Genomic DNA, 12968 nt, shown 5'->3' with positions numbered 1-12968 from the left:
TGAGGCTTTTCCCACAGCCTCGAACGGTTACCGATCAGCAACCTTCGTCCTACCCTCAGGATCATGAGTGCTGAGAAGGATCGCCCCTGGGTGATGCGGACCTACGCCGGCCATTCCACGGCCGCAGCGTCCAACGCCCTGTACCGCACCAACCTGGCCAAGGGCCAGACAGGGTTGTCGGTGGCCTTCGACCTGCCCACCCAGACCGGCTACGACCCGGACTCGCCCCTCGCGCGCGGTGAGGTCGGCAAGGTCGGAGTCCCTGTGCCACACCTCGGTGAGATGCGACGCCTCTTCGAGGACATCCCGCTGACCGGGATGAACACCTCCATGACCATCAACGCCACCGCGATGTGGATGCTGGCGCTCTACCAGGTGGCTGCCGAGGAGCAGAACCCCGGGATGGATCCGACCGAGGTCGCCGCCCAACTCGCCGGGACCACCCAGAACGACATCGTCAAGGAGTACCTCTCGCGGGGGACCTACGTCTTCCCACCCGAGCACTCGTTGCGGCTGATCAGCGACATGATCTCCTACACCGTCCACCAGATCCCGCAGTGGAACCCGATCAACATCTGCAGCTATCACCTGCAGGAGGCCGGCGCGACCCCCACCCAGGAGCTGGCCTACTCCCTGTGCACGGCGATCGCGGTGCTCGACGCCGTGCGCGCATCGGGCCAGGTCTCCGAGGCCGACTTCGGCGCGGTCGTCGGCCGGATCTCGTTCTTCGTCAACGCCGGGGTCAGGTTCATCGAGGAGACCTGCAAGATGCGGGCGTTCGTCGAGCTGTGGGACCAGATCACCCGGGAGCGCTACGGCGTCGAGGACCCCAAGATGCGCCGGTTCCGCTACGGCGTCCAGGTCAACTCGCTCGGCCTGACCGAGGCCCAGCCGGAGAACAACGTGCAGCGCATCGTGCTGGAGATGCTCGGCGTGACGTTGTCGAAGAACGCCCGGGCTCGCGCCGTCCAGCTGCCGGCCTGGAACGAGGCCCTGGGGCTGCCCCGTCCCTGGGACCAGCAGTGGTCGCTGCGCCTGCAGCAGGTGCTCGCGTTCGAGTCAGACCTCCTGGAGTACGACGACATCTTCGACGGCTCCCGCGTGATCGAGGCGAAGGTGGCAGAGCTCGTCGAGGGCGCCCGGGCCGAGATCGACCGGGTGCAGGCGATGGGGGGTGCCATCGCTGCGGTCGAGTCGGGCTACATGAAGCAGGCCCTTGTCTCGGCCCATGCCGCGCGGCGAGGGCGGATCGAGTCGGGCGAGGAGAAGATCGTCGGCGTCAACATCTTCCAGACCACCGAGCCGTCCCCGCTGACCGCCGACCTGGACGGGGCCATCATGGCCGCCGATCCGCGGGCCGAGCAGGCCGCCCTCGACTCCGTAGCCGCCTGGAAGGCGGCCCGCGACCAGCGCGCGGTGACCGCTGCCCTGGCCCAGTTGGCCGAGGACGCGAAGTCCGAGCGCAACCTCATGGCGGCCACCCTCGTGGCTGCCCGTGCTGGTGCGACCACAGGGGAGTGGGCCGGCACCCTGCGCGAGGTGTTCGGTGAGTTCCGGGCCCCCACGGGCGTTGCCGGTGCGGTGGGTGCAGCCGAGGCAGGCACCGAGCTGGGCGCCGTACGAGAGCGGGTCAAGGCAACCGGTGAGGCACTCGGGGGCAGGCTGCGGCTCCTGGTCGGCAAGCCTGGCCTGGACGGTCACTCGAACGGTGCCGAGCAGGTCGCGGTCCGGGCTCGCGATGCCGGCTTCGAGGTCATCTACCAGGGCATCCGGCTGACGCCGGAGCAGATCGTCGCGGCCGCGGTCGCGGAGGACGTGCACTGCGTCGGTCTCTCGATCCTGTCCGGCTCGCACATGGAGCTCGTGCCTGCGGTGCTCGAGGGCCTGCGCGCCGCCGGACTCGACGACGTCCCGGTGATCGTGGGCGGGATCATTCCCGACTCCGACGCTCGGGCACTGCGCGAGCTCGGCATCGCTGCTGTCTACACGCCCAAGGACTTCGGTCTCACCGAGATCATGGACGGCATCGTCGACGTGATCCGCACTGCCAACGGGCTGTCCTGACCGGAGCGAGCCTCACCAGCCCCAGGAACCCGGGCGCCCCTTGAACGGTCCGACCACCCGTGAGGTGATCCAGCCCCCGTAGAAGCCGCCTTCCTGCGGCACCACGACCTCGCCGTCGACGGTGCACTCGTCCATGGCTGCCGGCATCACCGCGACGTGGTCGACCAAGGCGCCGTACCCGCCGGTCGGTGAGGGATAGGTCCAGGCGGCTCGTGGCGCCGTACGGACCGCGGTGACGATGTCGAAGTACGCCGCCTCGCCCTTCCACTCGCAGAAGGTGCTGCCGGCCACCGGACGCAGCAGCCCGGCGGTGAAAGCGGATCGCGGGAGGTAGTACGTCGGCGGGTGACTGGTCTCCAGCATCCGCAAGGTGGCCGTGGAGCGGGCGATCACCTGACCGCCCAGGCGGATCTCGACCGTCTCGCTGCTGGTCTCGAGACGTGGGGGGCGCGGATAGTCCCAGACGGACTCCTGGCCGGGGCCTGGTTTCTCGGGGGTCACGCCCCCACCGTACGGTCCGACTCCTGACATTTAGGTTAGGCAAGCCTTAGGGAGTCAGGTAGGCTGCTCACGTGGCGAAGGGCAAGAAGGGTCTCAAGGGGCCCAAGGGCAAGGGCAAGGTCAAGCTGCCCAAGAGCAAGTGCTGCGTGTCCAAGTCCAAGTGCTCACGCTGCCCCTTGAAGATGCTCAAGGAAGGCACCCTGCCTGCCGGCTACACGGTCAAGAAGCGCAAGCTGGTCAAGACCGCGAAGATCGCCGCCTGAGGGCTCCGCCACGCACATAGGGCAGACTCGCCGGCATGGCACGCGTGATCGTCGTCGGGGCTGGTGTCGCCGGGCTCACCTGCGCGCTCCGGCTCCTGGAGGCAGGGCACCGCGTGGACGTGGTGGCCCGTGACCTTCCCCAGGAGACGACCTCTGCGGTCGCGCCGGCGCTCTGGTACCCCTACCGGGCGCTGCCCCAGGAGCGGATCTTGGAGTGGGCGGGGGCGTCCTACGCCGAGTTCATGGGGCTGGCGCACGACTCCGCGACCGGGGTCTCCATGCGCACCGGCACGGAGTTCTTCACCACCCGCCAGCGGACCCCTTGGTGGGCCGACGCGGTGCCGGGTCTCGACCGCGAGACCTCCCTGCCGGAGGGTTACGTGGACGGATGGACCTTCGTGTCGCCGGTCATCGACATGCCGCTCTACCTGGACTGGCTGACCGCCCGGGTGACCGAGCGGGACGGCACGCTGACCCGCATGAACCTGTCTGCCCTGCCGAGCGGTGCCGACCTGGTGGTGAACTGCTCAGGCCTGGGCGCCCGGCTCCTGGGAGGTGACCGGTCCGTGGTCCCCGTGCGTGACCAGGTGCTCCACGTCGAGCAGGTGGGCCTGGAGCGGTGGGCCTTCGAGCGCGAGCACCCGACGTACGTCGTCCCGCGCGCCAAGGACATCGTGGTCGGTGGCACCGAGGTCGAGGGGGAGTGGAGCCGGACGCCGGACCCGCAGGTCGCTGAGGCCATCCTCGAGCGCGCCGTCGCGCTGGTGCCCGAGCTCGAGGGGGCCCGGATCCTGCGGCACAAGGTGGGTCTGCGGCCGGTGCGACCCGCGGTGCGCGTGGAACGGATCGGGCGGGTGATCCACTGCTACGGCCACGGTGGCGCCGGTGTCACGCTCAGCTGGGGGTGCGCACAGACGGTGGCCTCGATGGCGAGCGCCTGAATCAGCGGCCTCGCCGCCGCAGCACCACGACGAAGGCCACGACTCCGAGGGCCAGGCCGAGCAGCGCCCCGATCGCGCGCCCGTTCTCGTGGTCGACCGCACCTCCGAGGACCGAGCCGAGAACGGCCAGCCACATGGCGGCGAGCGCCAGGAGGATGCGCACGATGGCCTCACCCAGGAAGAGCTCCAGGAAGGTCTTCTCCCGTCCGGCGCGGTGCCAGGGACGGACAGCGGTGACGGCCTCGACGTTCAGGGGTCCGTAGATGTGGGGGTAGGTGTCGTCGCCGACGGGATCCTCGCGCCAGGGCGAGGTGAGCTTGTCGGTGTCGATGTCGAGGCGCACCAGGGGCTGGCGCACGCCGCGGTAGTAGCGGGCGTGGACCGCCGCGACCTGGTCGGCCCGTGAGGTGTGGATGAAGCCCTCCTCGTCCAGGGTGCGCCCCAGCGTGGAGGTGGTGTAGGTGCCGGTGCGCTCGGCCGCTCGCCACTCGGACTCGAGCGCGATGTGGAAGACCCGCACTAGAACAACCGGGCCGTCGGGTCGTCGAGTCCGCGCAGTGCGTCGTAGTCGACCAGGGCGCACGCGATGCCCCGGTCCAGTGCCAGCACCCGGGCCTGTGGCTTGATCTCCTGCGCGGCGAAGATCCCGCGCACCGGCTTGAGGTGGGGGTCGCGGTTGAGCAGCTCGAGGTAGCGGGTCAGCTGCTCCACGCCGTCGATGTCGCCTCGGCGCTTGATCTCCACCGCGACGGCCCTGCCCTCCGCGTCGCGGCACATGAGATCGACCGGGCCGATGGCCGTGGGGAACTCGCGACGCACGAGAGTGAGTCCCACCGACAGGGTCGCGGGGTGCTCGGCCAACAGTTCCTGGAGATGCTTCTCCACGCCGTCCTTCTGCAGGCCCGGGTCGACCCCCAGGTCGTGCGCGGTGTCGTGATGGATCTCCTGGATCAGGATGCGCAGCGTGTCCTCCGGCCCCTTGGCGGTGCTTCGGCTGGTCACCGTCCACTCCACGTCGCCGTCCTCGCTGGTGCCCTCGCGCAGCGTGCAGGGCGGGCTCATCCAGTTCAGTGGCTTGTAGGAGCCGCCGTCGCTGTGCACCAGCACCGAACCGTCTGCCTTGATCATCAGCACCCGCCTGGCCATCGGGAGATGCGCGGTCAGGCGGCCGGCGTAGTCGACCTGGCAGGTGGCAACGACGAGTCTCACGGACACGCAATCTACGTCACCCCTCCTCGATAGTCCCGAACGGTCGGCACCGACGACCCGGCGTTTCGAGTGCCCAACGTTCTGGACTATCGAGAAGGGGGTGACAAATCCAACAGGAGCGACCGGCGCATGCCGTGGGATGATCCGGGGCATGACGAGCACCCCCACCGACCATCGTGAGTTCGCCACCATCGGCGTCGTCGGCCTCGGCACCATGGGCGCCGGGATCGCCGAGGTCTTCGCCCGCAACGGGTACGCCGTGATCGGGGTCGAGGTGAACGACGAGGCCCTCGAGCGTGGGCGCCAGCACCTGGAGCACTCCACTGCTCGTGCCGTGAAGCGAGGCAAGCTCACCGAGGCCGAGCAGGCCGATCTGCTCGCCCACGTGACGCTCACGACCACCATGGCCGACCTGGCTGAAGCCGACTTCGTCGTCGAGGCCGTCGTGGAGTCCATCGAGCTCAAGAAGTCGATCTTCCGTGCCCTGGACGATGTGGTGAAGCCCGACGCGATCCTGGCGACCAACACGTCGTCGCTGTCGGTCACCGAGATCTCGACCGCCAACTCCAGCCCGGGCCGGGTTGTCGGGGTGCACTTCTTCAACCCGGCGCCGGTGCAGAATCTCGTCGAGATCGTCCGCACGGTGGTCACCGAGCCCAGCGTGCTCGAGGATGTCAAGGCTCTCGTGGGTCGGTTGGGCAAGAACCCGGTCATCTGCGGCGACAAGGCCGGCTTCATCGCCAACACGCTGCTCTTCGGCTACCTCAACCACGCGGTGTCCTTCTTCGAGGGGCACTACGCCTCTCGTGAGGACATCGACGCGGCCATGCGGTTCGGCTGTGGCTACCCGATGGGCCCGCTGGCGTTGCTTGACCTCATCGGTCTCGACACCGCCTACGAGATCCTCGACACGATGTACAAGCAGGGTCGCGACCGGCTGCACGCCCCCGCGCCGATCCTGAAGCAGATGGTCACCGCCGGCATGCTCGGGCGTAAGTCCGGTCGTGGCTTCTACACCTACGAGGCGCCCGACTCCCCGATCGTGGTCGCCGACGCCGCGACCCCGTCGGCCGACGACGCGCCCCAGATGCGTCACGACATCACGACGGTCGGCGTCGTCGGCACGGGCACCATGGCCTCGGGTATCGTCGAGGTGTTCGCGAAGGCCGGGTACGACGTGCTCTACGTCGGCCGGTCGCAGGACAAGGTCGACGGGGTGCGGACGAGCATCGAGCGCTCCCTGGACAAGGCCATTCAGCGCGGCAAGCTCCAGGAGTCGGCCAAGGGCGAGATCCTGGGCAGACTGACCGGGTCCACGTCCCTCGACGACCTTGCGACCGTGGACATCGCCGTGGAGGCGATCGCCGAGGACCTCAAGATCAAGACGACGTTGTTCGAGAACCTCGACGAGATCTGCAAGGACGGCGCGATCCTGGCCACCACCACCTCGTCGCTGCCGATCATCTCCTTGGCCAAGGTGACAAGGCGACCCCAGGACGTCGTGGGGATGCACTTCTTCAACCCGGCGCCCATCATGAAGCTGGTCGAGGTCGTCACCACGGTCGCCACCGATGACGCGGTGGCTGAGACCACGAGGGCCCTGTGCGCCAAGATCGGCAAGGTGGCCGTCTCGTGCGGTGACCGGGCGGGCTTCATCGTCAACGCGCTGCTGTTCCCCTATCTCAACGACGCGGTCAAGATGCTCGAGGCGCACTACGCCACGGCAGACGACATCGACACCGCGATGAAGCAGGGCTGCGCCCTGCCGATGGGGCCCTTCGAGCTGCTCGACGTGGTCGGCAACGACGTCTCGTTGGCGATCCAGCGTGAGCTCTACCTCGAGTTCCGCGAGCCGGGCTTCGCGCCGGCGCCCCTGCTGGAGCACCTGGTCACGGCTGGCTACCTCGGCCGCAAGACCAAGCGGGGATTCCGCGACTACTCCGTCCGTTGAACGACCAGGTCGAGTCGTACGACGGGCGGGACTTCGTCGTACGCCGCCTGACCGGCTCGACTGCGAGCCGGACCTACACCTGCCCGGGCTGTCATCAGCCGATCCGGCCGGCAACGCCACACGTCGTGGCCTGGCCCGTGCTCGCCTCGACGTTCGGGCGCGACGCGACCGGGGCGGACGAGCGTCGGCACTGGCACACCTCGTGCTGGCGCGCCAGGCACCGACGCCGCTGAGCGCTGCTGTCAGACTCGGCCCATGAGGCCACGCATCGTCCTGCTCGTCGTCGTACTCGCCCTGATCGTGGGGTCGGCCGGTGCCGCGAACGCGGCGCGTGAGCGCCTTCCGGTCGGAACGGACGTCGACTACCAGCTGGGAGGTCCCAGGGCCGCGCCGGCGCATGTCGGGATCGTGGTTCGCGACCGGCGCGCGCACCCGGCTGCCGGGCGCTACAACATCTGTTATGTCAACGGGTTTCAGACCCAGCCTGACGAGCGCGCCTTCTGGAAGCGGCATCCGCGGCTGCTGCTTCGCAGGGGTGGTCAGCCGGTCGTGGACGGCGCCTGGAACGAGACGCTGCTCGACCTGCGGTCGCCGGCGAAGCGCACGGCGCTCTCCGTCATCGTCGGGCGCTGGACGCAGCGCTGCGCCGACGACGGCTTCGACGCAGTGGAGTTCGACAACCTCGACTCCTTCACCCGGAGCCAGGGGCTCCTGGGGCGCGGGCAGGCGGTCGCCTACGCGAGACTGCTGGTGCGCGCCGCCCATCGCGCCGGGCTGGCCGCCGGCCAGAAGAACCTGGTCGGGTTCGACGGTCGCACGGTGGGCTACGACTTCGCCGTCGCCGAGGAGTGCGGCCGCTACCGTGAATGTGGCGGGTACGTCGCCCACTACGGCCGGCGCGTGCTGGCCATCGAGTACCGCCGCAGGGACTTCCAGCACACGTGTGCTGTCTGGGGGTCGAATCTGGCCGTAGTGCTCCGCGATCGCAACCTCAGTCCGACCGGTGTCCGCCGTTGGTGTTGAGCCTCAGTAGCCTGTTGGCGTGACTCAGAGGATCCGTGCCAACTCCGTCCTGCCGGCGCGTCGTGAGCCGATCACCTTGGAGACGGGCGACGGCCTACAGCTGGTCGGCGAACTCGCGCTGCCACTCGACCGGGACCCAGTGGCGACGCTGGTCTGCCTGCACCCGCTGCCCACGCACGGGGGCATGATGGACAGCCATCTCTTCCGCAAGGCGGCCTTCCGGTTGCCGGCCCTGGCTGGGCTGGCCGTGTTGCGCTTCAACAGCCGCGGCACGTGGAGTGTGCAGGGCCGCAGCGAGGGCGAGTTCGACAACGCAGTGGGGGAGCGGTACGACGTTGCGGCCGCGATCGAGTTCGCGGAGTTCCACGACCTGCCCGACATCTGGCTCCTGGGCTGGTCCTTCGGCACCGACCTGGCGCTCATGCACGGTCTGGACCCCGTCGTCCGCGGGGCGATCCTGCTGAGTCCGCCGTTGCGCTACAGCAGTCCCGAGCACCTGGCCGCCTGGGCCGCGTCGGACAAGCAGCTGGCGGCCTTCGTGCCCGAGCACGACGACTACCTCCAGCCGCCGGAGGCAACCCAGCGATTTGCAGCGGTGCCGCAGGCCGAGGTCGTGGCCTTCGAGGGCAGCAAGCATCTCTGGGTGGGCGACGCTGAACGGGTCTTGGACGCCGTCGTGGGACGGGTCGCCCCTGCGGTCCCGACACCCCTGCCGCGGGACTGGGATGGCCCGATGGAGACCGCCGACACCAGTGCGTACAACGCGCACAACCTGGAGGCCTACCGCGACGTGCCTGTCCCGACCCCCCTTGTCGAGTAGTTCCCTCCCGGCCCCGTTGAATCGGGTGTTGCGGACCTGACGTAGCGCGACGACGCACGTCTCCGGGCCGCCGGGGCCACTCAACGGGCGGAGCGGCGGGCCCGGGCCCGGTAGGCCGCCACCGCGGCCCGGTTGCTGCAACTCGTGCTGCAGAACCGCCGAGAACGGTTGCGCGACAGGTCGAGCACGATGCCGTCACAGTCGTCGGCCACGCAGATGTCCAACCGGGACAGTTCATCGGAGCGGATGAGGTCGACCATGGCCATGGCCGTCTCCACCGAGATCCGGGTGGCCAACGGCCGGTCCTCGGCCACGGCGTGCAGGTGCCAGTCGGTGGTGCCGTGCCGGATCAGCTGGGGCAGCGCCTGCTCGGAGGCGAGGAGGTGGTTGACGATGGCGACGGCCTCGTCCCGCTCGCTGGTCAGCAACTCGCGCATCGCCGGGCGCAGCGCTCTGACCGCGGCGAGCTCCGCCTCGGTGTGCAGGTGCGCCCCGGTGTAGGCGTGCGACTCGAAGAAGTCGTCGAGATCGGCCACGGTCGTCATCGTGTCCGGCGCCGAGGCCGAGTTCACGAGATCGACCGCGGCCAGGAGAGCGGCCTCCGTGTCATGAGCAAAAGTCACGTTGACAGATTACCGCACTCCGATCTAGTGTCATCAGTCATGACGGCAATCACAGATGACACGGTGGTGATCGCACCCTCGCGGATCGGCAGTGGCCTCGCCCTGGCGGTGGTCTCCGCCGTCTCGTTCGGGCTGTCCGGATCGCTGGCCAAGGGCCTGCTCGATGCCGGCTGGAGCCCCGGCGCAGCCGTCACGGCACGCATCCTGATCGCTGCTGTGGTGCTGGCTGTTCCCGGCGCACTCGCGCTGCGCGGGCGGTGGGACCTTGTACGGCGCAACCTGGGCCTGTTCGCCGTCTACGGGCTCGTCGCGGTCGCCGGCTGCCAGCTCGCGTTCTTCAATGCCGTCGACCACATGCAGGTCGGAGTGGCCCTCCTGATCGAATACACCGCACCTGTCGCGGTCCTCGGGTGGCACTGGATCCGTCACGGCCGTCGCCCTGGGCGTACGACGGTCTCCGGAGCGCTGGTGGCCGGGATCGGCCTGGTCCTCGTGCTCGACCTGGTCTCGGGCGCCCAGCTGAGCCTGGTCGGGGTCCTGTGGGCGCTGGGTGCCATGGTGGGCGTGGCCACGTTCTTCGTGATCTCTGCCGACGAGGACAACGGGCTGCCGCCCATCGTGCTCGCTGCCGGCGGGCTCCTGGTCGGGGGATTCGTCCTGCTCCTGGCCGGACTGCTCGGCGTGGTGCCGATGACCGCATCGACCTCGACTGTGGTCCTCGCGGGTGCTGAGGTGGCCTGGTGGGTGCCGGTGCTGCTCCTGGGCGTGGTGACCGCGGCCCTGGCCTATGCCGCGGGAATCGCCGCCGGACGTCGGCTGGGCTCGCGCCTGGCCTCGTTCGTCGGCCTGCTCGAGGTTGTTGCTGCGCTCGCGTTCGCCTGGCTGCTGCTCGGCGAGATTCCGCGCCTCGTGCAGCTCATGGGCGGGGTGCTCATCCTGGCCGGCGTGATCGTCGTACGGCTCGGGGAGCGCGAGGTCAGCGGGCCTCCTGTCGAGGCAGCAGCACTTCCCTGATCACCAGCAGGATCGCGGCGGCGGTCGGGATGGCCAGCAGTGCGCCGACCACGCCCAGCAGCCCGGCACCGATCAGGGCCGCGATCACGATGACCGAGCCGGGGATGTCCACCGATCGTGACATCACGCGCGGGTAGATCACGTAGTTCTCGAACTGTTGGTAGACCACGTAGAAGATCAGGCAGGCCAGCCCGATCTTCGGGTCCGTGGCGAAGCCGATGGCGATGACCACGACGGCGCCGAGCGTCGCGCCGATCATCGGGATGACGTCGAGGAGTGCCACGACGAACGCGAGCGCGACGGCGTACTCGCCGAGCCCGACGATGAAGAGGAAGATCAGCGAGGAGATCCCGGCAGTCAGGGCCACCACGAAGGCGCCGAGGACGTAGGACCCGACGTTGGTCAGGATCTGGTCGCCCAGCCCGGAGACCCGGTTGCGCCGGCTCGCCGGGGCCAACCGGTAGAGGGCTTCCTTGGTCTTCGGCAACGACGCGAGGAAGTAGAGCATCAGCACGGTGATGATGAAGGCGTTGGCCAGCGTCGAGAGCACCGCGATCCCGAAGCCGAGCACCCCGCCGAAGGCGGCCGAGGCGAAGTCGCCGTTGGCGATGTAGTCCTTGGTCTTGTCGATGATCTGGTATTCGTCGTCGAGCTTCTGGACCTGCCGGTTGTGCTGCAGATCGTCGAGCCAGCCCGGCGCCTTGTCGGCGAGCTGGGTGACCTGGTCGGTGATCACCGGGACGATGGCCACCACGAAGAGCGCCAGTCCGGCCACGACCAGTGAGATCACCGCCAACACGGCCCACGGCCGTCGTACCCGGCGGCTCACGAGCGCCTCCACGAGCGGGTTGAGTCCCACGGCGAGGAAGGCTGCCACCACGATGAGGATCAGGCTCGAGCCCACCACCAGCACGCGCTGGCCCAACCAGAACGCCAGCAGGGCGCCAGCGGCACCGGTGAACCCGATGAAGAAGGGCGAGTGCGGCGACAGCGGGGGGCCGGGTTCACCGAACGGGGCAGGCGGACTCGTCTCGTCGGCCTCCTCGGTCTTGGCGGTCTTGGCGCCCGGCTCGGCCAGATCCTCGTCGTCTTCTGGCCCCGAGTCGGGCACTGCCATCAGTCGTCGTCCCCGAACCCGGCCACCACGTCACGAAGGGCGCCGAGCTGGGCGGTGATGGCGTCGCGGCGCTTGGTCATCCGCTCGACCTCGGACCGGATAGCGGAGAGCTCCCGCTCCGCGTCGGCGTGACCGGTCGCCGAGAGCGATTCGGCCTGGGTGCGGGCCGAATGGAGGATCTGCTCGGCCTCGCGCCGGGCCCTGACCAACAAGGCCTCGGACTCCGCCTGGGTGGCCTGACGGTGAGCCGTGGCCTGCGCGGTCGCTTCGCTGGCACGCTTCTCGGCGGCACCGGCCCGCTCCTCGGCCTCTTCGACCAGACGCTGCGTCTCGGCCATCGCGGTCGCGTGGTGGTCGGTGGCCTCACGGGCCAGGCGCTCCTTCTCGACAGCGAGAGTACGCCGCGCCTCCTGGACCTCGCGGTCGGCTCCGGCCCGGGTCTGCTCTGCCTCGCGCTTGGCCGTGGTGCGCAGGTCGTTGGTCTCCTGCTCGGCGGCAAGGCGAAGCTGGTCGGCCTCACGCTTGGCGGAGGCACGCAGGTCTTCGGCCTCCGAGCGTGCCAGGGAACGCTCCTGCTCGGCGTCGGCGGTCAGCCGGCTGCGCATCTCGTCGAGTTCCTTCATCTGCACCGTGCGCAGGTCGTCGGCCTCCCGCGTGGCGTCCGCACGGATCGCCTTGGCGTCGCGGTTGGCCTGCGTGCGGATCTCGTCTGCCTCACGCAATGCCTGGTCACGGACGTCCTGGGCCTCCTCCTCGGCCATCCGGAGCATCGCGCTGGCTCGTCCACCCAGACCGGCGTATGACGGGGTCTCGTGCTCGTCGAGCTGCTTCTTGAGGTCCGCCAGGCGGGTCTCGAGCTCGGCGGTGCGCTGCTGCGCGGTGTTCAGCGCGGAGGCCAGGCCGGCGCGGTCACCGAGCAGCTGACGAAGGTGGCCGTCGACGGTCTCCTTGTCGTAGCCACCCCGGCGTACGACGGGCAGGGCAGGAAGGGACGTGGGGGGCGGCCCGGCGGGCATCCGGAATGCGGGGGCAGCCGGTGCTGCCGCAGCCGGTGCTGCCGGAGCCGGGACAGCCGGGGCTGCCGGGGCGGGAGGGGTCACGGCCGGCGTGGTCAGGGTCGGGTGCTCCGCGGTCGATTCTGCGGCGGGCTCGCCAGCAGGCTTCTCCGGCTGCTTGGCCGGCGCCTTGGCCGGCTGCTTGGCCGGTTGCTTGGCGGCCTGTTTGGCCGGTGGCTTGACGACCGGGATCACCTGGGTGGCCTCGGTGTCAGCGTTGGTCGCAGCGTCATCGCCCGGCTCTTCGTCGAAAATGGACAGGCCCCGGTCACTCATGGCGTTGCTACCTCTTCCGCTGTCGCGTCTTTGTTTCGGACTCCCGTGACCCCAGTGTGTCGGAAACCCCGAAATGAGCCCACCCCGGCTCACCGAACAGAGTCAGGAACC

Annotated in this window: 14 protein-coding genes; 8 read left to right on the top strand and 6 right to left on the bottom strand. The window is 69.2% G+C overall.

What is annotated here, in order from left to right; translation table 11 throughout:
• Nucleotides 1-63: 63 nt before the first annotated feature.
• Nucleotides 64-2064: a protein meaA gene (locus tag AB7I40_RS20375; RefSeq protein ID WP_428345169.1), complete on the top strand. Its 2001-nt coding sequence runs from the start codon at nucleotides 64-66 to the stop codon at nucleotides 2062-2064.
• A 12-nt stretch (nucleotides 2065-2076) separates the two neighbouring features.
• Here AB7I40_RS20375 and AB7I40_RS20370 read toward each other — a convergent pair whose 3' ends face one another.
• Nucleotides 2077-2565: a DUF427 domain-containing protein gene (locus AB7I40_RS20370; protein ID WP_428345170.1), complete on the bottom strand. Its 489-nt coding sequence runs from the start codon at nucleotides 2563-2565 to the stop codon at nucleotides 2077-2079.
• A 71-nt stretch (nucleotides 2566-2636) separates the two neighbouring features.
• Here AB7I40_RS20370 and AB7I40_RS20365 point away from each other — a divergent pair, with 71 nt between their 5' ends.
• The gene (locus AB7I40_RS20365; protein ID WP_428345171.1) at nucleotides 2637-2828 is read left to right on the top strand and encodes a hypothetical protein; all 192 of its coding nucleotides are present in this window, start codon (nucleotides 2637-2639) and stop codon (nucleotides 2826-2828) included.
• Nucleotides 2829-2863: 35 nt separating this feature from the next.
• A complete protein-coding gene (locus AB7I40_RS20360; RefSeq protein ID WP_428345172.1) occupies nucleotides 2864-3769 on the top strand; it encodes an FAD-dependent oxidoreductase in 906 nt (301 codons plus the stop codon).
• 1 nt (nucleotide 3770) lies between these two features.
• Here AB7I40_RS20360 and AB7I40_RS20355 read toward each other — a convergent pair whose 3' ends face one another.
• Nucleotides 3771-4289, bottom strand: a complete 519-nt coding sequence (locus tag AB7I40_RS20355) for a DUF952 domain-containing protein (RefSeq protein WP_428345173.1) — start codon at nucleotides 4287-4289, stop codon at nucleotides 3771-3773.
• Nucleotides 4289-4978, bottom strand: a complete 690-nt coding sequence (gene nucS, locus AB7I40_RS20350; RefSeq protein WP_428345174.1) for an endonuclease NucS — start codon at nucleotides 4976-4978, stop codon at nucleotides 4289-4291. The genes AB7I40_RS20355 and nucS overlap by 1 nt, the downstream gene beginning before the upstream one ends.
• 151 nt (nucleotides 4979-5129) lie before the next feature.
• On the opposite strand from nucS, the gene AB7I40_RS20345 reads away from it, so the two are divergent.
• Genes AB7I40_RS20345 through AB7I40_RS20330 form a run of 4 tightly spaced genes read left to right on the top strand, consistent with a single transcriptional unit; the run spans nucleotide 5130 to nucleotide 8772 of the window.
• The gene (locus tag AB7I40_RS20345; RefSeq protein ID WP_428345175.1) at nucleotides 5130-6929 is read left to right on the top strand and encodes a 3-hydroxyacyl-CoA dehydrogenase family protein; all 1800 of its coding nucleotides are present in this window, start codon (nucleotides 5130-5132) and stop codon (nucleotides 6927-6929) included.
• A complete protein-coding gene (locus tag AB7I40_RS20340; protein ID WP_428345176.1) occupies nucleotides 6926-7162 on the top strand; it encodes a hypothetical protein in 237 nt (78 codons plus the stop codon). The genes AB7I40_RS20345 and AB7I40_RS20340 overlap by 4 nt, the downstream gene beginning before the upstream one ends.
• 22 nt (nucleotides 7163-7184) lie before the next feature.
• Nucleotides 7185-7952 carry an endo alpha-1,4 polygalactosaminidase gene (locus AB7I40_RS20335; protein ID WP_428345177.1) on the top strand — a complete coding sequence of 256 codons (768 nt, stop codon included), beginning with the start codon at nucleotides 7185-7187 and terminating at the stop codon, nucleotides 7950-7952.
• A 19-nt stretch (nucleotides 7953-7971) separates the two neighbouring features.
• A complete protein-coding gene (locus AB7I40_RS20330) occupies nucleotides 7972-8772 on the top strand; it encodes an alpha/beta hydrolase (protein ID WP_428345179.1) in 801 nt (266 codons plus the stop codon).
• Nucleotides 8773-8852: 80 nt separating this feature from the next.
• Here AB7I40_RS20330 and AB7I40_RS20325 read toward each other — a convergent pair whose 3' ends face one another.
• Entirely contained in the window at nucleotides 8853-9395 is a 543-nt protein-coding gene (locus tag AB7I40_RS20325; RefSeq protein WP_428345180.1) for a CGNR zinc finger domain-containing protein, read from the bottom strand.
• Nucleotides 9396-9434: 39 nt separating this feature from the next.
• Between AB7I40_RS20325 and AB7I40_RS20320 the strand changes: the two genes are divergently transcribed.
• Nucleotides 9435-10409, top strand: coding sequence for an EamA family transporter (locus AB7I40_RS20320; protein WP_428345181.1), 975 nt, complete (start codon nucleotides 9435-9437; stop codon nucleotides 10407-10409).
• On the opposite strand, the gene AB7I40_RS20315 is transcribed toward AB7I40_RS20320, so the two are convergent.
• Together AB7I40_RS20315 and AB7I40_RS20310 are read right to left on the bottom strand one after the other, a co-directional pair.
• On the bottom strand, nucleotides 10372-11526 hold the full coding sequence (locus AB7I40_RS20315) for an AI-2E family transporter (protein WP_428345182.1): 1155 nt from the start codon (nucleotides 11524-11526) through the stop codon (nucleotides 10372-10374). The two genes, AB7I40_RS20320 and AB7I40_RS20315, sit on opposite strands and share 38 nt — an antisense overlap.
• Nucleotides 11526-12857, bottom strand: a complete 1332-nt coding sequence (locus AB7I40_RS20310) for a hypothetical protein (RefSeq protein WP_428345183.1) — start codon at nucleotides 12855-12857, stop codon at nucleotides 11526-11528. Before AB7I40_RS20310 ends, AB7I40_RS20315 begins: the two co-directional genes overlap by 1 nt.
• Nucleotides 12858-12968 lie beyond the last annotated feature (111 nt).

It is taken from the genome of Nocardioides sp. (genome assembly GCF_050246775.1).
Taxonomy (GTDB): domain Bacteria; phylum Actinomycetota; class Actinomycetes; order Propionibacteriales; family Nocardioidaceae; genus Nocardioides.
Note: the sequence above shows the minus strand (reverse complement) of the source record. Positions and strands in the feature narration are given on the sequence as shown.